The organism is Streptomyces naganishii JCM 4654 (genome assembly GCF_014650575.1).
Taxonomy (GTDB): Bacteria; Actinomycetota; Actinomycetes; order Streptomycetales; family Streptomycetaceae; genus Streptomyces; species Streptomyces naganishii.
Genome location: NZ_BMVF01000009.1, coordinates 161,705 through 178,210 on the forward strand (window position 1 = coordinate 161,705; position 16,506 = coordinate 178,210).

The 16,506-nt window shown below is 74.5% G+C and carries 17 protein-coding genes; 1 reads left to right on the top strand and 16 read right to left on the bottom strand.

The window, feature by feature from the left end:
• Nucleotides 1-288: 288 nt before the first annotated feature.
• From IE217_RS18510 to IE217_RS18570, 13 genes are all read right to left on the bottom strand, one after another.
• Nucleotides 289-936 carry a phosphatase PAP2 family protein gene (locus IE217_RS18510; RefSeq protein ID WP_190178999.1) on the bottom strand — a complete coding sequence of 216 codons (648 nt, stop codon included), beginning with the start codon at nt 934-936 and terminating at the stop codon, nt 289-291.
• Between the two features lie 183 nt (nt 937-1,119).
• Nucleotides 1,120-2,256, bottom strand: a complete 1,137-nt coding sequence (locus IE217_RS18515) for an MFS transporter (protein ID WP_190179124.1) — start codon at nt 2,254-2,256, stop codon at nt 1,120-1,122.
• A gap of 32 nt (nt 2,257-2,288) precedes the next feature.
• Nucleotides 2,289-2,855 (bottom strand): Chromate resistance protein ChrB, encoded by a 567-nt coding sequence (locus tag IE217_RS18520; protein ID WP_190179000.1) that lies wholly within the window; start codon nt 2,853-2,855, stop codon nt 2,289-2,291.
• A 56-nt stretch (nt 2,856-2,911) separates the two neighbouring features.
• Nucleotides 2,912-3,832 (bottom strand): undecaprenyl-diphosphate phosphatase, encoded by a 921-nt coding sequence (locus IE217_RS18525; RefSeq protein ID WP_190179001.1) that lies wholly within the window; start codon nt 3,830-3,832, stop codon nt 2,912-2,914.
• Between the two features lie 234 nt (nt 3,833-4,066).
• Entirely contained in the window at nt 4,067-6,358 is a 2,292-nt protein-coding gene (locus IE217_RS18530; RefSeq protein WP_190179125.1) for a heavy metal translocating P-type ATPase, read from the bottom strand.
• Nucleotides 6,359-6,548: 190 nt separating this feature from the next.
• A complete protein-coding gene (locus IE217_RS18535) occupies nt 6,549-6,761 on the bottom strand; it encodes a ferredoxin (RefSeq protein ID WP_190179002.1) in 213 nt (70 codons plus the stop codon).
• On the bottom strand, nt 6,758-8,092 hold the full coding sequence (locus IE217_RS18540) for an NADH-ubiquinone oxidoreductase-F iron-sulfur binding region domain-containing protein (RefSeq protein ID WP_190179003.1): 1,335 nt from the start codon (nt 8,090-8,092) through the stop codon (nt 6,758-6,760). Before IE217_RS18540 ends, IE217_RS18535 begins: the two co-directional genes overlap by 4 nt.
• Nucleotides 8,089-8,775, bottom strand: a complete 687-nt coding sequence (locus tag IE217_RS18545; RefSeq protein WP_190179004.1) for a ferric reductase-like transmembrane domain-containing protein — start codon at nt 8,773-8,775, stop codon at nt 8,089-8,091. The genes IE217_RS18540 and IE217_RS18545 overlap by 4 nt, the downstream gene beginning before the upstream one ends.
• Nucleotides 8,772-9,746 (bottom strand): FAD:protein FMN transferase, encoded by a 975-nt coding sequence (locus IE217_RS18550; RefSeq protein ID WP_190179005.1) that lies wholly within the window; start codon nt 9,744-9,746, stop codon nt 8,772-8,774. The genes IE217_RS18545 and IE217_RS18550 overlap by 4 nt, the downstream gene beginning before the upstream one ends.
• Nucleotides 9,743-10,108, bottom strand: coding sequence for a hypothetical protein (locus tag IE217_RS18555; RefSeq protein ID WP_190179006.1), 366 nt, complete (start codon nt 10,106-10,108; stop codon nt 9,743-9,745). Before IE217_RS18555 ends, IE217_RS18550 begins: the two co-directional genes overlap by 4 nt.
• 146 nt (nt 10,109-10,254) lie before the next feature.
• Nucleotides 10,255-11,601: a sensor histidine kinase gene (locus IE217_RS18560; protein WP_190179007.1), complete on the bottom strand. Its 1,347-nt coding sequence runs from the start codon at nt 11,599-11,601 to the stop codon at nt 10,255-10,257.
• On the bottom strand, nt 11,598-12,302 hold the full coding sequence (locus IE217_RS18565; RefSeq protein ID WP_190179008.1) for a response regulator transcription factor: 705 nt from the start codon (nt 12,300-12,302) through the stop codon (nt 11,598-11,600). The genes IE217_RS18560 and IE217_RS18565 overlap by 4 nt, the downstream gene beginning before the upstream one ends.
• Nucleotides 12,303-12,634: 332 nt before the next feature.
• The gene (locus IE217_RS18570; RefSeq protein WP_229865376.1) at nt 12,635-13,636 is read right to left on the bottom strand and encodes a ferritin family protein; all 1,002 of its coding nucleotides are present in this window, start codon (nt 13,634-13,636) and stop codon (nt 12,635-12,637) included.
• Between the two features lie 205 nt (nt 13,637-13,841).
• On the opposite strand from IE217_RS18570, the gene IE217_RS18575 reads away from it, so the two are divergent.
• The gene (locus tag IE217_RS18575; RefSeq protein ID WP_190179009.1) at nt 13,842-14,720 is read left to right on the top strand and encodes a universal stress protein; all 879 of its coding nucleotides are present in this window, start codon (nt 13,842-13,844) and stop codon (nt 14,718-14,720) included.
• Here the strand turns inward: IE217_RS18575 and IE217_RS35415 are convergent, their stop codons facing one another.
• From IE217_RS35415 to IE217_RS18590, 3 genes are all read right to left on the bottom strand, one after another.
• A complete protein-coding gene (locus tag IE217_RS35415) occupies nt 14,721-14,885 on the bottom strand; it encodes a hypothetical protein (RefSeq protein WP_373298057.1) in 165 nt (54 codons plus the stop codon). It abuts the gene before it with no gap.
• Between the two features lie 194 nt (nt 14,886-15,079).
• Nucleotides 15,080-15,304 carry a translation initiation factor IF-1 gene (infA, locus tag IE217_RS18585; protein ID WP_190179010.1) on the bottom strand — a complete coding sequence of 75 codons (225 nt, stop codon included), beginning with the start codon at nt 15,302-15,304 and terminating at the stop codon, nt 15,080-15,082.
• Nucleotides 15,305-15,414: 110 nt separating this feature from the next.
• Entirely contained in the window at nt 15,415-16,212 is a 798-nt protein-coding gene (locus IE217_RS18590; RefSeq protein ID WP_190179011.1) for a GNAT family N-acetyltransferase, read from the bottom strand.
• Nucleotides 16,213-16,506: the final 294 nt, after the last annotated feature.

Here is a 16,506-nt window from a genome sequence, read left to right on the forward strand (position 1 = left end):
CGACGAGGCGCCGTAGGGGTACGGCGGTGGATCAGGTGGTGCGCCGCTGCGACGGCCGCGACCGCGACGGCCGGACGACCGCGACGGCGAGGCGGCCGCGACCACCGCGACGGCGAGGCGGCGGCCGTGCCGTGACACCGGTCGCCGTGACCGAGTGCGGCCGGCCCAGAGCCGGGAATCCCGCCGCACCTACCGCGGAAGGCCCAGGCCCAGGCCCAGGCTCAGCCGCGCCGGCCGCCTGCCGGGCTCCGCCGAGACGGTGTGCTGGAGGGCGGGCGCGTGGGGACGTTACCGTGCGGGCTGCGGGACGGCGGGCTCGGCGGTCAGCAGCGGGCGCAGTGCGCCGCCGCTCAGGGACGCCACCAGCGGGGTGGCCCAGCGGCGCAGGGCCAGGCTGGTGAGGTAGGCGACGGGGAGGGCGAGGACCGCGGAGCCGAGCACGTCGTGAGGGTAGTGGGCGCCGACGTACACCCGGGTGAAGCCCTCCACCACGGCGAACAGGGCCGCGATCGCGCTCAGGCGGCGGTCCAGCAGGAACAGCGCGGCCACGGTCGCGGCGGCCACGGTGGTGTGGCCGCTGGGGAAGGCGTAGTCGGAGGGCGCGGGGCAGGCGTCGACGATGTAGGCGTGCGGCATCGACCGGCATGGCCGTACCTCGGAGACGATCTTCTTGACCACCTCGGCGGCGGCGAAGGCGACCACGACGGCGACCGGTGCGGCCAGCGCGAGGGTCATCGCCCGGGCACCGCGGCGGCGCGCGTTCCACCAGCCCATCACCATGAGCACCGCGAAGACTCCCAGGCCGACGTTGGTCCACAGCTCCAGGGGGGTGTTCAGCCACTTGGTGTCACGGGCGAAGTCGGTGACGGAGGTGAACAGCGACCCGTCGACGCCGGAGCCGTCGAAGGCGAGGTGTGCGGTGGCGGCCGCGGTCATGGGCACGTCCTTCCAAGTCAGCATGAGACGACGCGGAACGGCCCTGCGCCGACGGTCGATGACCACGTCCGCGATGGCAGAACAGTGTCATCACGGTGAATCGGTGGTGGCCGTCCGCCTAATCTACTACATGTTGTAGAAACCGCGTGCGGTGAGCCGGCTGCCGCCTCGCGCGGTCGGATCTCACCCCGCGGCGAGACGTCGCCGTACGGTGCTGAGGACCGGGCCGAGAACGATGACGGCGGCGAGCACGGCGTACCCGTGGGTGAGGGTGGTGAGCGAGGCGACTACCGCGACCAGCAACGGCCCTCCCGCGTCGCCGAGTTCACGGCCGAGCTCGGCGGCGCCCATGGTCTGGCCCAGGCGCTCCTGAGGGGTCGACGAGGCCAGGGCGGCGAAACCGAGCGGGGTGATCAGACCGGTTCCGGCGCCGATCAGAACGGCGCCGGCGAGGATGCCGGCCAGGCCCGGCAGCATGGCGCACCCCAGCCCGCCCGCGGTGAGCGCAAGCCCCGCCGTGATGCCCGAGCGGGTCGTCAGCCGCCCGTGGTCCAGCGCCCTCCCCGCCCGCGGCTGGACCACGGCGGCGCAGGCGGCCAGCACCGATACGGCGGCACCGGTGGCCACTGTCCCGAGCCCGGCCGCCCGCCCCGAGACCGGCAGGAACCCCACCCCGACCGACAGCGCGGCCGTCGCCGCCGCGAGTGCGGCCGTCGGGGCCAGGAACGCGGGGTCGGCCAGCCGCCGGGCCAGGTCCAGCACCGTCTGCCGGTCCTTCGGCAGCGGGGGTACGCCGGGAACGGCGCGCGCGGCCCAGGCGGCGACCGCCGCGCCGAGCACGGCCGTGACCGCGAAGAGCAGCCGCAGGCCTCCGGCCCACACGAGGACGCCGCCGAGCAGGGGGCCCAGGGTGTAGCCGATCGACTTGTAGAAGCCGTAACTGCCGAACGCCCGGCCGTGCTTCGCCGCCGGGTTGAGGCGGGCGACCAGAGCGGAGGCCGACGGGGAGAAGGCGGAGGCCGCGGCACCCTGACCGAGCCGGGCCGCCCACAGCCAGCCGGGCCGGTCCGCGACGACGTACAGCGCGGACGCGGCGGAGAAGGCGACGAGGCCGCCGAGCAGCACGGGCCGGGCGCCGACGCGGTCGGCGAGGGTGCCGAAGACCGGCTTGAGGAGCACCTCGGCACCGTCGTACAGGGTCAGCAGCCCGCCGAGCACCAGCAGCGAGGTGACCGCGCCCTCGGCGTGGCCGCCGAGGCTGGCGGCGATGCCGTGCGCGCCGAAGGCGGTGGTGAACCCCGCGGCGTACAGCGGCCACATCCGCCGGGCCGGGGCGGTCTTGCCGGTCGCGCTCACTGTTCCGTCTCAGGGGCCTGGTGCAGGGCGGCGAACACGCGCTCGGCGTAGCCCTCGCAGGCGGACACGCACTGCTTGAGCCGCCGGCCCGCCTCGGCCGCCTCCGGTGACCCGAACACGTCGCGTGCGGTCAGGTCCCGGTGCCAGCGCCGCAGCCGCTCCAGCGACTGCTCCTCTTCCTCCAGCTCGGCAAGCGTGAACTTGGCGACGCGGATCTCCTTGGCGATCTCCGCCTCGAACTTGCCGCAGTCGGCCAGGAACTCCGCCCAGTCCGCCGACCGTGCGGCACCGAACATCTCCTTCAGGCGGACGGCGTCCTTGGGGCCACGCCCGGTGGCGTTCAACGTCACGACCTGCCCGTCGGCCTGCTCCGTCAGCGCGATCGCCCGCGCGACGCCGTCGGCGAACACCGGTACGTCCGGTACGGCCCAGATGCCCTGGCCGAGCGAGAGCGCGCCCATCCCGCGCAGCTCCCGCCAGACGCCCACGCGGTGCCGCGACGGCTGGGCGGGCAGTTTGAGCACGAGGACGAGCCATCGGCTCACCGGTTCCACGTTCGACACATCTTGGAATGTAGCACCCGTTACATCCGGCGACGTACGAGTGGGTGGCCGGTGGGTCAGGCGACGGTGAAGTAGGCCAGGCTGCCGAGGCCGGCCAGGGTGCAGTAGACCGCGAAGGGGATGAGGGTCCGGTTCTCGAAGTACCTGACCAGGAAACGGGTCGCGAGGTAGGCCGCGACGAAGGCGGCGACGCTGCCCGCCAGCAGCGGTCCGCGCAGGCCGTTGCCCTCGGGGCCCAGCAGCGGGGGCAGCTTGAGCAGCGCCGCTCCGCCGATCACGGGCGTGGCGAGCAGGAAGGCGAAGCGGGCGGAGTCCTCGTGGTTGAGGCCCTTGAAGATGCCCGCGCTGATGGTGGTGCCGGAGCGGCTGATGCCGGGGAGCAGGGCGAGGATCTGGGCCGCGCCGATCGTCACGGCCTGGCGCATGGTCATCCGGGTGATCCGCAGGTCCGACAGCTCGTCCGGGCTCAGGTGCTCCTCGCCCGGCTTGACGGCGTCCTCCGCGCGTCGGCGGCCGGTGCCGCCGCGCCGCAGCTGTTCGGTGACGAAGAGGACGATGCCGTTGAGGGCCAGGAAGATCGCGGTGGGTACGGGCTTGCCGAGCGTGGTGCGGAACACCTTGTCGAGCGCGATGCCCGCGACACCCACCGGGATGCAGGCCACGACGATCAGCCAGGCGAGTCGCTGGTCCACGGTCCGGACGCGGCGTTGCGTGATCGAGGTGACCAGTCCGCGGATCACCCTGACCCAGTCGCGCCAGAAGAAGACCACCAGTGCGAGCGCGGTGGCCAGGTGGAGGCCCACCAGTTCGTTGAGGTACAGGGAGCCGTCGGCGGAGACGTCCAGGTCGTGCTGCCAGTGCCCGCCCAGGAGCGCGGGGATCAGGATGCTGTGCCCCAGGCTGGAGACGGGGAACAGCTCGGTGACGCCTTGCAGCAGGCCGACGCCTATTGCTTCGGGGTAGGTCAGGACGGACATGGATGACCTTCGACTCGGAATGCAGGCAGGTGAGGCTTCGGGCGACGCGCGCAGCGGCTCTGGCCGGTCAGAAAAGTACTACGTGTTGTAGAACTTGATGGGCCGGTGAGAGTGTTTTCACCTCGGCGACCGGAAACGTTCATCGCCCCTTCGCCGGGGAGACCGCGCGGGCGGCGCGGCGTACCTGCTGACCGGGTTGCAGGACCGGGCAGATCAGCCCTCTCACGCCGACGTTCACGGGGCGAGGGAGAAGTAGTTCTCCTCTTCCTGGGTGAAGTGCAGGCGCAGGACGGTGTTGAGGCCGTAGAGGCAGGACCGTAGGTCGTCGAGTTGTTCCGGGGTCAGGCCGCTGTTGACGTGGGCCAGTTGCAGGTGGGTGGCGATGCGGCGGGAGAGGCGCTCGATCTCGGTGTGGGCGCGGCTCATGGTGGCGGTGGCCTCGGGGCCGCCGAGGGTGGGTGCGAGCGCGGGGTAGAGCTGGTGCTCTTCGGCGTATTCGTGGGGCAGCAGCCGTTCGGTGAGCAGCCGGTGGGCCTCCTCGACGGCCGTGAGGGCCTTGGGGCCGGGAGAGTCGGAGAGGCGGTCGGCGGCGTCGCGTACGGATTCGAGGACGTCCTGGAGGTCCTCGTGTTCGGCGGCGAAGCGGTGGATGAGCGCTTCGGCGGTGGGGGTGAGGGCGGGTCGCGCGTTCTGGTCGGTGCGCAGCGCGCGCAGGGCGTTGAGGATGACGGCGATGTCGATGCCCTCCTGGAGCAGGGCGCCGGCGGCGGGCGGGAGGAATCCGACGGCGGCCGCGGCCATGGCGGCCAGGGACATCAGCATGCCGCCGAGGGCGCTCTGCACGGCGATGCGGCGGGCGCGCTGGGCGATGGTGACGGCGTCGGCGAGGCGGTCGACGCGGTCGGTGGTCAGGACGATGTCGGCGGCTTCGGAGGAGGCGGTGGAGCCGCGGGCGCCCATGGCTACGCCGATGTCGGCGGCGGCCAGGGCGGGGGCGTCGTTGACGCCGTCGCCGACCATCACGGTGACGGCGCGTTCGCGTTCGGCGCGTACGGCGGCGACCTTGTCGGCCGGGGTGAGTTCGGCGCGTACGTCGTCCAGGCCGAGGACGGCGGCGACCTCACGGGCGGGGGCGGACCGGTCGCCGGTGAGCATCAGCAGCCGTTCGATGCCCGCCGCCCGCAGGTGGCGCAGGGTGCGCGGGGCGTCGTGCCGCAGGGGGTCGCGGAGCAGGACGGCGCCGGTCAGGTGTCCGTCGACGGTGAGCCAGGCGACGGCCGCGCCGTCGAGGAGGGCGCGGTTGTCGACCGCCTTCGCCCAGCCCGGGCGGTCGCCGGTGGCGCCGATGCGGCCGACGGACACCCGATGCCCGTCCACGGTGCCGGTGGCGCCCCGGCCGGGCTCCTCGGTGACGTCCGCCGGGACCGACAGCTCCAGCTTGCGTTCGCGGGCGGTGTCGACGATGGCCTGGGCCAGGACGTGCGGCGAGTACTGGTCGAGGGAGGCCCCCAGACGGAGGACCTCGGTGGGTTTCGCTTCGGGACCGGCGATCACGTCGAGGACGCGGGGGCGGCCGCGGGTGAGGGTGCCGGTCTTGTCCAGCAGCAGCGTGCGGGCCCGGCCGAGGTTCTCCAGCGCGCCGCCGTCGCGGATGACGACGCCGAGCCGGGAGGCGCGGGACAGGCCGGAGACGATGGCGACCGGGGCGGCCAGCAACAGCGGGCAGGGCGTGGCGACCACCAGGACCGCGACCGCGCGCACCGCGGAGCCGCTGATCAGCCAGGCCAGCCCCGCCACCAGGAGGGACAGGGGCAGGAACCAGGCGGCGTAGCGGTCGGCCAGCCGTACGACGGGCGCGGACTCGGCGCCGGCCTGCTGGGCCAGCCGCACGATCCGCGCGTAGGTGCTGTCCTCCGCGGTGGCGGTGGAGCGCAGCTCGAAGGCGCCACCGGCGTTGACCACTCCGCTGCGCACCGTCTCGTCCCGCACCCGCTCGACCTGGAGGGGTTCACCGGTGAGCACCGACTCGTCGAGAACGGCGGCGACGCTCGCCACGCGGCCGTCGACGGGAACCACCTCTCCGGGGCCGACGACGAGCAGGTCGCCGACAGCGACCTCGGCCAGCGGCACCGTGGCCACCCCCGCGTCGGTGCGGCGGCGCGCGGAACGCGGCGCGTGCTCCAGCAGGGCGCGCAGGTCGTGTGAGGCACGCCGCTGGGCCGCGGCCTCCAGGGTGCGGCCGGAGGCCAGCATCAACGCGATCAGGGCGCCGGCCAGGTACTCGCGCACCGCCAGGGTGCCGCCGAGCGCGAGGACGGCGATCAGGTCCACACCCGCGTGCCCGTGCCGCAGCGCGGTGAGCACCCATCCCACCGCGGGAACGACGGCGGCCAGGGTCCCCAGCCCCCAGAACAGGTCGGCGAGGCCGCCGGCACCGGCCAGCCAGGCGACGCCGCCGGCGGTCAGGGCCGCCGCCGTGACGGCCAGCAGGATCGGTTCGAGACGTGCGGACACGACTGCTGCCATCAGACGGCGCAGCCATGCCGGGAGGGGGCGATGACTCATGGCGTACCTCGGTCTGTTCGGCGCGGTGACCGTGGGGTCGGCGACCTCCGGGTCGGTCCCTGTCCATCACATCGCGCACAGGGTCTCGGCGGCAGGGGACGTCCGGCCCTGCTTCAGGGCCGGCCAGCCGGTACACGCGTGTGCCGGTCGGTCATGGCCGGCCCCGGTCGCTGTGCAGGGCCAGGCGGGGGCAGGCGGCGACGGCTCGGCGGGCGTGGGTGCGCAGCCGGTCGGGGACGGTCCGGTCCTTGAGGACGGGGTAACCCCATTCGTCGAGGGCGATCAGTTCCGGGAGGAGTTCGGCGCACAGGCCCTGGCCGGTGCACGTGATGCGGTCGATGCGCAGGGTTCGGGGGCGGCTCATCGCCATCTCTCCGGGGGTGTCGCGGGCGGTACGGGGATCCGGGGCGGCTGGTGGGCGGCGGGACAGGCACCGCGGGTGAGGTGGTGGCCGACGTCGTCCGGGAAGGTGTGCAGTGCGGAGGCGACGAGGCGGGCGGCACCGTCCGGATGGCGGCAGGCGCCGCGGTCGGCCAGCAGGCCGGTGCGACGGCGCAGGCGGGACAGCAGGCCCGGGTCGGCCCGCCCGGCGGCCAGGGCGGCGAAGTCGTCGGCGACGGCGGGCAGCCCGAGGTGGCACGGGCCGCACTGGCGGGCGCTGTGGGCGGCCAGGTAGGCCAGCATCCGCGCGGTCTCGGTCAGTCCGCAGACCGGGCCGGCGACCGCGATCAGGACGCCCGCGCCGGGTGCGGCACCCAGCGGAGCAAGGTCGCGCCGGGTGAGGGGCGTGTCCTGATGTGCCGCGGGGAGCCAGGTGCCCGCGAAACCACCGAGCAGGAGCGCCCGCAGGGGTTGGGCGGGTCCTTGGGCGTGGTCGAGGACCGTGGCGAGCGGGGTGCCGAGCGCGACCTCCAGGACACCCGGGGCGGCGACCGCGCCGGAGACGGTGACGAGCGTGGTGCCGGGCTCGTCCGGGGTTCCCTCCCGGCGGAACCAGTCGGGTCCGTGGCGGGCGATGAGAGCGAGGTGGGCGAGGGTCTCGGCGTTGTTCACGAGCGTGGGACGCCGGCCGACGCCGCGTTCGTGGGTGCGCGGCGGGCTGCCCTGCGGCCGGGCCGGGCCTCCGTTGAGCCAGCGCACCAAAGAGGTCGACTCGCTGGAGACGTAGGCGTGCGGAAGGGCGTGCAGCCGCAGCCGCACCCGGTCCACGCGGGCGCGCCGGCGCTCGTCGAGAGCCGCGCTCAGCCGCCGGTACTGGGCGGAGCGATCACGGGGCAGGCACACGTGGACGGTGTCCGCGCCGACCGCGGCCGCGGCCAGCACCGCACCGTCGAGCACGAGGTGGGGTGCCACATGGAGCAGGAACTGGTCCTTGCGGCTGGCCGGTTCGCTCTCCATGGCATTGACGACGACCACGGCTCGGCCCCGGCGTTCCGCCACGGCGCGCAGCTTGCGGGCCGTGGGAAAGCCCGCGCCGCCGCGCCCGCTGAGCCCGGCCGCCTCGACCGCCTCCACCAGCGGCATCGACCCGCGGCCGCCCACAGCGGCGGCGACGGGCGGCGGCCCGTGGCGCCCCAGGTGGTCGGCCAGGGCGGCCGGCCGCCCGGTGGCGTACCAGTCCGCCAGGAGCCGGGGCGCACCCGGAGCGGCAGCGAGGTGGCGGGTGGTGAGTCGTGCGGTGGCTGAGGAGTTCACCGTCCACCTCCGAGGAGGACCGTGGTAGCGGCCGCGCGCTGGGCCCAGCCCGGCTGCAGCGGCCCGGTGGCGAGGAACGCGCCGAGCACGACCGGTACGGCGGTCGCGGCCACGGCGGCCACCAGGCGCCCGGGGACGCGGCCCGGGCCGGCCTTGGCCAGCCGCCACCACACGGCGGCGACCACCGCGCCGAGGCATCCGGCGTAGAGCCACAGCTGGAGGGGCAGCCGGGTGTCGGTACCGGTGCCGGCGCTGTGGAAGAGGGCCAGCGGCCAGGCCGCGTACGCCAGCCAGTGCACGGCCTTCCAGCGGCGCACGCCCAGGCGCCGTCGCAGGGCGCTGGTGACGAGGACGGCGAGGAGCAGGTCGAGTGCGGCCGTGCCCAGCCCGAGCCAGAGCGGGCGGTACGACGCACCGAACGGCACCACGGCCACGGCCCATCCCAGGTGGACGAACGGGTCGAGCACCGCGGTGACGACGTGCACGGCGAGGAACACCAGGGTGAGCAGGGACAGGTTGCGGTGCAGCAGGCCGATCTCGAACCGGCCGACGCCGCGTGGAACGGCGCGCCCGCCGGAGGCGATGCCGAGCGCCACGGTGGCGGTGAGCAGGATCAGGGTGAGGGTGCCGCCGGCGCGGCTGGCGTACCACAGGGGGCCGCCGGTCAGGGCCAGGAGCGTCATCGGGAACCTCCGGCGGGCTGGGGGGAGGGCGCGGGCAGGTCGGGCGGCCAGCCGCCGAGGCGCACGACGCGGCCGTCGAGGCCGACCAGGCGCGCGGGCAGGTTCGCGGAGCGCAGCCAGTCGACGGCCCGTTCGCCCAGCACGATCGCCGCGGTGCTGGCGGTGTTCGCGTCCACGCACGTGGCGGCGGTGACGGTGGCGGTGCGCCAGACGGGGGAGGCCGGTTCTCCGGTCGAGGGGTCGACGATGTGGTGCAGGGTGCGTCCGGCGCGCCGCCAGGTGCGCACGCGGATGCCGGAGGTCGCCAGCGCGCCGCCGCTGAGGGCGACGGCGGGGCCGTGGTCCGTGGCGGGCCGGGCGTGGTCGTCGGCCAGGGCGACGCGCCAGCCGCCTTCGGGCGCCGGTCCGGCCGTCGCGAGGTCGCCGCCGAGGCTGACCAGGACGCCGCAGCCGGTGGCCGCGGCGGCGTCGCGGCCGGCGCGGTCGGCGGCGAGGGCCTTGGCGGTCGCGCCCAGGTCGAGGTGGACGGACGGGGGCAGGCGCAGCCGCCGGGTGTGGGGGTCGTAGGCGATGCGGCGCCATCCGGGGGCGGGCCGGGGCGCCGGCAGCGGGCGGACGTCGTCGGGGCGCAGTGAGACGAAGGTGCGGTCGTAGCCGAGCGCGCGCATCGCGCGGCCGACGGTGGGGTCCACCGCGCCGTCGGTGAGCCGTGCGGCCCGCAGCGCGGCATGGAGGGCCTCGGCGAAGCCCTCGCTGACCGTCGTCGGGGTGCCTGCGCCGAGGTTGATCCGGGTCAGTTCGGAGTCGGCGCGGAAACGGCTGCAGGTGCGGTCTACGGCAGCCAGTTCGGCGCGCAGGATCACTTCCGCGGCCGGCAGGGCGCGTGGCTCGGTGACGAGCAGTTCGGCCGTGGTGCCGAGGGCCGGGAAGCTGACCTTGGCGAGGGCCGGCTCCGGGGCGCGCGTGGTCATGACGCCCCCGTGGTGGTGTGCGGCTTCTGCTGGGTGGAGGTGGGCGGCTGGGCCGGGGCTTGCGGTGCGGGCCGTGTGGTCACGGCCGCTGCCTCGTCGTCGTCCGCGGCGCCCGCCTCGTCGTCCTCCCGGGCGGCGGACGACGTCGGCGGGCTCTGTCCGGGTGGGGGCGACGGCGCGGCGGAGGGCGAACTCCCGGGCACCAGGTGGGTGTAGAAGCCGCCGAGGGCCGCCGTCGCTGCCACGGCGGTGACGGCGAGCCACCGGGTGAGGCGGCGGGCGCGCCGCAGCCCGCGCTCGCGTGCGCGGGGTGAACCGGCCGGGGGGAGGGTCTGGTCGAAGTCGTCGGGTGAAGGTGCCATGGCGGCGGCTCCTGGTGTCGCGGCGGTCCGGATGGGCCGCGTGCACTCCCAGGCTGTGCCGACGGCAGCCAGGAACTCGCTCACGTACTTCTCAGAACCGGTAAAGATCTTGGGCCGTCCTGTCGTCCCCGCCGCTGCGGCCGGAGTCAGGCCTCCGGCCGCAGCGGCAGTTCCAGTACGACGGTCAACCCGCCGCCCGGGGTGTCCTCCAGCCGCGCCGTACCGCCGTTGGAGGTGACCAGCCGGTGCACGATGGCGAGCCCGAGGCCAGTGCCCTTGGCCTCGGGGTTGCCGAACCGGCGGAAGGCGACCGCCTTCGCCTCGGGGCTCATCCCGGGGCCGTCGTCCCGCACGCGCACGCGGACCAGTCCGCCCGTCGCCCGGTGGTCGAGCGTCACGTGACCGCCTTCGGGTACCGCGTCCACGGCGTTGGCGATCAGGTTGTCGAGGATCTGTTCCAGGTGGCCCGCGCCGAGCGCGGCGGACAGGGCCGGGCCGTCCGGGGCGGTCAGCCGTACGCCGCGTTCCTCGGCCACCGGCGACCAGGCGGCCACCCGCTCGGCCACCACCTCGTCGACCCGGACGGCCACCGGCCGGGTCGTCACCTGCTCGGCGCGCGCCACCGCGAGCAGCCCGTCGACCAGCCGGGACAGCCGGGCGATCTCCTCCTCGGCGGAGGCCAGCTCCTCGGTGGTGTCGCCCCCCGCGCCGGCGGCGAGGACGTCGAGCCGCAGTCGCAGCGCCGCCAGCGGAGTGCGCAGCTGGTGGGAGACGTCGGCGAGCACGGCCCGGTGACCGTGCACCAGGGCCTCCATGCGGGCCGCCATGGTGTTGAAGGTGGCGGCCAGCCGGCGCACCTCCGACGGCCCGCCGCCGACGTCGGCCCGCTCGTCGAGCGCGCCCTCGCCCAGCCGCTGCGCGCTGGCGTCGAGTCTCGACAAGGGGCGGCTGACCCAGCGGGCGAGGCGGACGGACAGCAGCACGGAAGCGGCGAGCCCCGCCGAGGCGATCACGGCGGACCAGCCCCAGATGGCGGAGATCCGGGCGTCGAGCGGGGCCGCGGAGCGGGCCAGGACGACCGCGCCGGAGGGTGCGCGGATCTCACCGGCCGGCTCCGCCGTCAGGAGCCGGCCCTCGTTCTCCGGCGGCTCCGGTTCGTGTCCGGACAGGACCTTCTCCGCGAGCTCCTCGGCCTCCACTCCCCGGGCCGCCCCGCAGGGCGTACTGGCCACCAGCCGCGCCGAGGCGTCGTACACGGCGGCGCAGTCCCCCACGCGGGCCGCGGCGTCCAGCTCCTGGCGCATGACCGTGGCCGGCTTGTGGTCGGAGAGGTGTTCCTCGGCCACCGCGGCGATCACCCGGGTGGCCGCCCGCTGGCTGTCGCGGAAGGCCACACGCTCGCGGGCCGTCATCAACACCGCGAGCGGTACGACCGCCAGCACCAGCAGGACAGAGGTCAGGACCAGGAGCGTCCAGGTGATCCGGCGGGTCACGACCGTTCCCGGGACTCCTGGACCGCCCCGAGCCGGAACCCGTGCCCGTAGACGGTCTCGATCAGCCCCGGCACGGCGAGCTTGCGGCGCAGCGCGGCGATGTGCACGTCGACCACCTTGGTCGGGCCGTACCAGTGGGCGTCCCACGCCCGGTCCAGGATCTGCTGCCGGCTCACCACCCGGCCGGGGTCGGCGGCCAGGCACTCCAGGATGGCGAACTCCTTCGGCGTGAGCGCGACCACGTGCCCGCCGACCGAGACCTGCCGGGTGCGAAGGTCGAGCGCCAGCGGGCCGTGGCGGAGGATCTCCGGTTCCGCCGGGCGCCGGCGGCGCAGTACGGCCCGGATCCGCGCGAGCAGTTCGGCCAGCCCGAACGGCTTGACCAGGTAGTCGTCGGCACCCTCGTCCAGCGCCACCACCCGGTCCGCCTCCTCGCCCCGTGCGGTGACGGCGATGATCACGGCGTCCGACCGCGCCCGCAGCCTCCGGCACACCTCGACACCGTCGATGTCGGGCAGCCCCAGATCGAGCAGCACGACATCGGCACTGGGCGCCGACAGCGCCGCCCGGCCGGTTCCGACGCCCTCCACCGCGTAGCCGGCCTGCCGGAGACCGCGCACCAGCGACTCCGCGATGCCGCGGTCGTCCTCCACGACCAGCACCCGTGTCTCCTCGGCCACACCCGCGACCTCGGCGCTCATGCCTGCCACCCGCCTCCCTGGCGGTGAGATCAGCCGTCCGTACGCGACACCCAGCCTGCTCCTCCCCCCGGGTGCGACGGCAGGGCCGTTCGTCCCTGGACCGCGCTGTTCGGACCGCCTCGCTTCGCCGTCCCGGCACACGGTCGCTCACGAGGCAGCAGGGCGACGCGGGCCCCGGGCCGACCGGGCGCGGGTCCCGGCCGGCCGGGCGTTCTCGCGGGCAGGCCCGTACCGGGGGCGGCCCAGGGGCGGCGCTCGGGCAGGCCCGTACGGGGGGCGGGCCAGTGGTGGCGCTCGGGCAGGCCCCTACGGGGGCGGCCCAGGGGTGGCGCTCAGCGCAGCCGGTTCAGCGCCGCCTGGAAGGCGGCGGCGTGCCGGGCCTCGTCCGCGGCGGTGTTGCGGAAGTAGGCGGCGGCAGCGGTGTCACCGACGGCGCGCGCCTGCTTGGCGAACGCCGGGTAGATGCTGGTCGCCTCCGAGCGCTCCCCGGTGATGGCCTTGTTCAGGTTCTTCCTCGTGGTGCCCACCCGTCCGGCCAGGACCGCCTCGCCGGCGAAGTGCTCGTGCAGCTCGACGGCGGCCGTGCCCTCCCACAGGCGGGCCAGTGCGGTGTTCCCCGACTGCTTCGCCTTCGCCGCGAACAGCATGTACTTGGCGTAGGCGAGGGCTTCGCCGTGCATCGCGGTGTCCAGGTTGGCCTTCGTGCGGGCGGCGCGCACCTTCGGCAGCCCGGCGGGCACCGCGACCGTGCCGGCCGTGGGCGGCGCGGGGACGGCGCCGTGGCCGGTCGTCACGGCGGTGAGTGCCTTGCGGAAGGCGGCGCGGTGGCGGCCCTCGTCCGCGGCGATCTCCGTGAACAGCGCGGCGGCTTTCGTGTCCCCGTCCCGCCGGGCCTGGGCGGCGAAGCCGCGGTACATGATCTGGTGCTCGTACGTCTCGCCCTTGATGGCCTGGCGCAGGTTGGCCGCGTTCGTGCCGACCAGGCCGGCCAGGGCGGCCGCCTCGTGCAGGTGCTCGTTCAGCTCGGTCCGCGCCGTGTTCCGGAAGAGCCGGGCGACGGCCGGGTGGCCCGCACCGGCGGCTTGGGTACCGAAGAGGCTGTAGGAGGCGTAGGCGAACGCCTCACCCTTCATCGCGGAGTTGAGGTTCGTGAGCGTCTGCGCGTGCAGCGCCCGGGCGGCTCGAACCTGCGGACGGGGACCGGCCGGGGCGGCCAGGGCCAGGGCGGGGGCCGCTTGCGATGCGGCGGTCAGCGCGCACACACCGACCATGAACGTACGTATCGAGTGGCGGAACACGATCTCCTCCTCCGGGAGCCTCTTGGGCGACGGCACCCCTTCCTCATAGGACTCGTTCGGTCGCACCCGTGCCGTGTCTGCTGCGCCTTCCGGGTGATGACCGAGCGTGTCCGCGGACGCGTACGGCACCGCTGTCCCGACGGTGCGGACAGGGCCGTTGGGCCCGATGCGCCGCGCGGCACAGTGGCGGAGGATGGACGAGAGCCGGGCCGGTGCGGTCCGCCCGGCGAGGAGGCGCGGCATGACCAAACCAGTCGTAGTGGGAGTCGACGGCTCACCGTCCAGCCTTGAGGCGGTCGAGACGGCGGCACGCGAGGCGATGCTGAGCGGGGTCGGACTGCGGCTGGTGCACGCCTTCGGGTGGCCGTCGATCCATCCACCGTCCGGTGGGCCGCCCTGGGACCCTGCCAGGGCGGGGGTGCGCGAGCTGGTGGACGGCACGCTGGCCGAGGCCGAACGACGGGCGCGCGAGGTCGCGCCGCGGGTGGACGTCACACGAGAGGTCACCGTCGGCGAGCCGCTGATGGTGCTGGAGATCGAGTCGCGCACCGCCTCGCTCGTCGTGGTCGGCAGCCGCGGACTGGGCGCCTTCGGCAGCCTGCTGCTCGGTTCCACCGCCGTGCATCTGGCCGCGCACGGCCGTTGCCCGGTTCTGGTGGTGCGGGGCACTCCGAACCCGGACGGTCCCGTGCTGCTGGCGGTGGACGGCTCCCCGGCGGGCGAACGCGCTGTCGAGTTCGCCTTCGCCGAAGCGTCGGTGCGCGGTGCGGACCTGCTGGCCCTGCACGTGTGGAACACCTGGAGCGAACGGGCCTACGAGGGGCCGGGCGACCCGCTGAACATGGTGGTCGACATCGAGCGGCTCCGGGAGGAGGAGCAGCGCCTGCTGGACGAGACCCTGTCGCCCTGGCAGGCGCGCTACCCCCAGGTCACGGTGGAGCGGCGCCTGGTGCGCGCCCGGATCCGCCTGGCGCTGATCGAGGCGAGTCACGGCGCGCAGCTGGTCGTGGCCGGTGCGCGCGGACGCGGCGGCTTCGCCGGTCTGCTGCTCGGCTCGGTCAGCCAGGCACTCCTGCACCACGCGCACTGCTCCGTCGCCGTCGTCCGCGGAAAGGAGTGATCACCGCCGTCCGCCCGTCGCGGCTTCGGCGCCGGCCGTCCCGGCCGGGGCTGCGGCGCTTCCGGGGAACGCGATGATCGCCTTCAACGCGGCACGGCGCGCGGCGTATCCGGCCACGACGAGGCGCCGCTGGTCGTTCTTCGCGGTCTTGCTCTTCTTCGCCATCAAACCTTCCTCCACGGACCCGGACGCGGGGCCACCGCGGCCCCGATGCCGATCGTGCCGACCGTCCTGACGCCCCGGCCGACAGCGGGAGTCGGACGGGGCGGTCTTCGCTCGGCAGCCCATAGCGCTTGCCCAGGACGCCGCAGTCGAAACGGCGCTTGCTCCGCGGGTGGGAACGGGAGGCGTGGGAGGCGTCACGCCCTGTACCGGTAGCGGATCCGGCCGCGGGTGAGGTCGTAGGGGCTGAGTTCCACGAGCACTCGGTCGTAGGGGAGGATCTTGATGCGGTTCTTCCGGATCTTCCCGCTGATGTGGGCGAGCACCGTGTGCCCGTTCTGGAGCTCCACCTTGAAGGTGGCATTGCGCAGGCACTCGGTGACGGTGCCCTCGGCTTCCACGCCCCCTGCTGTTTTGGTCATGGTCTCTCACTACTCCCGTTCTGTGACGGCGAATTCGGTAGGAAACGGTCGCTCGGCGGGATGCTGCCGCACGGCGTGACGGCGTGACGGCGTGACCGCGTGACGGCGCGTCAGCGGCGGACGAGTTCCAGGGTGCAGGCCGCGCGCCGGGCGCCGCTGCTCTCGAACAGGGCGGTGGCCGCCGCGTTGGACTCGTCCACCTCGGCCCATGCCGAAGCGGTCCCGGACATGTGAAGCGAACCCAGGGCGTGGGCCAGCAGCGCCCGGGCGATGCCGCGGCGCTGTCTGTCTGCCCGGACGGCGATCAGCCCGATCCGTGGCTGCCGGGTCAGCGGGGCCACTCGGACGAGGCCCACGTACTCGTGCCCGTGCCTTGCCACCGCGTGCTTCGACGGGTCGAGCACGGTGGTCCCCGCCGGGCGGGGCAGCACCTCGGCCGGCATCGTCCGCCATCCCACGGTGGCCTCGACCTCGTCGCGGACGACGCGGTCCAGGGCACGCAGCGGTTCTTCCTCCGCCTCACCGGCGGCCACGACCGTCACGCCGGACGGGGGCCGTACCGAGGCGAGCCCGGTGGTCCGAGGGTCGGTCGGCACGAGGTAGCCCCACTCGCGGCGTGCGGTGGTGAAGCCGGCCCGCTCCCAGGCGGACCTCGAGTCGTGGTCGGTCTCGTCGACAAGGGTGTACAGCGGTGTGGACAGGTCCGTCAGCATCGCGTCGGCGACGCGGTCGAAGACCGCGCCGTGCCACGCGTCGACGCTCACGAAGAGCCGCCCGTCCGGCCGGCGCGAAGCGACGCCGCGGCCGACCGTCAGGTCGTCCTCCACGGCGTGCCATTGCGTTGGCGAGACCCGCGTGACCACGACCGGATGGTTGTCCGTGCCCGGAGTGGGCTGCACGAAGTTCATAGGTGTTGCCTCTCAGGAGTGCCAAGTCCGAGGCGCTCCCGGCGACACCTGCGTCAGCCGCCCACCGTGACGACATGGGGGAGCACCCACATGGATACAGCCTTCATGGGTCTCACCTCCTCGCGTTCTCCCACGGCTCCCCAGACGCTACCAGCGGCGGCCGGCCGGCCCAACGCATTTGTCCGGGGCCCCCGGTGAGGGATCGCAGCCGTCCCTCACGTGACGCGTACCACAGCGCTGCTCCGGAACTCGGCCCTCGGCGGCCCCGACTCCTGATGCGGTACGGCGCGATCC

Excerpts from the sequence above, each read along its gene's own strand:
- IE217_RS18525 (WP_190179001.1), bottom strand. The coding sequence starts at position 3,832 with ATGTCCGTCCTGACCTACCCCGAAGCAATAGGCGTCGGCCTGCTGCAA.
- IE217_RS18565 (WP_190179008.1), bottom strand. The coding sequence starts at position 12,302 with ATGAGCGCCGAGGTCGCGGGTGTGGCCGAGGAGACACGGGTGCTGGTC.
- IE217_RS18535 (WP_190179002.1), bottom strand. The coding sequence starts at position 6,761 with ATGAGCCGCCCCCGAACCCTGCGCATCGACCGCATCACGTGCACCGGC.
- infA (WP_190179010.1), bottom strand. The coding sequence starts at position 15,304 with ATGACCAAAACAGCAGGGGGCGTGGAAGCCGAGGGCACCGTCACCGAG.
- IE217_RS18545 (WP_190179004.1), bottom strand. The coding sequence starts at position 8,775 with ATGACGCTCCTGGCCCTGACCGGCGGCCCCCTGTGGTACGCCAGCCGC.
- IE217_RS18515 (WP_190179124.1), bottom strand. The coding sequence starts at position 2,256 with ATGTGGCCGCTGTACGCCGCGGGGTTCACCACCGCCTTCGGCGCGCAC.
- IE217_RS18530 (WP_190179125.1), bottom strand. The coding sequence starts at position 6,358 with ATGGCAGCAGTCGTGTCCGCACGTCTCGAACCGATCCTGCTGGCCGTC.
- IE217_RS18575 (WP_190179009.1), top strand. The coding sequence starts at position 13,842 with ATGACCAAACCAGTCGTAGTGGGAGTCGACGGCTCACCGTCCAGCCTT.
- IE217_RS18510 (WP_190178999.1), bottom strand. The coding sequence starts at position 936 with ATGACCGCGGCCGCCACCGCACACCTCGCCTTCGACGGCTCCGGCGTC.
- IE217_RS18550 (WP_190179005.1), bottom strand. The coding sequence starts at position 9,746 with ATGACCACGCGCGCCCCGGAGCCGGCCCTCGCCAAGGTCAGCTTCCCG.
- IE217_RS35415 (WP_373298057.1), bottom strand. The coding sequence starts at position 14,885 with ATGGCGAAGAAGAGCAAGACCGCGAAGAACGACCAGCGGCGCCTCGTC.
- IE217_RS18555 (WP_190179006.1), bottom strand. The coding sequence starts at position 10,108 with ATGGCACCTTCACCCGACGACTTCGACCAGACCCTCCCCCCGGCCGGT.
- IE217_RS18590 (WP_190179011.1), bottom strand. The coding sequence starts at position 16,212 with ATGAACTTCGTGCAGCCCACTCCGGGCACGGACAACCATCCGGTCGTG.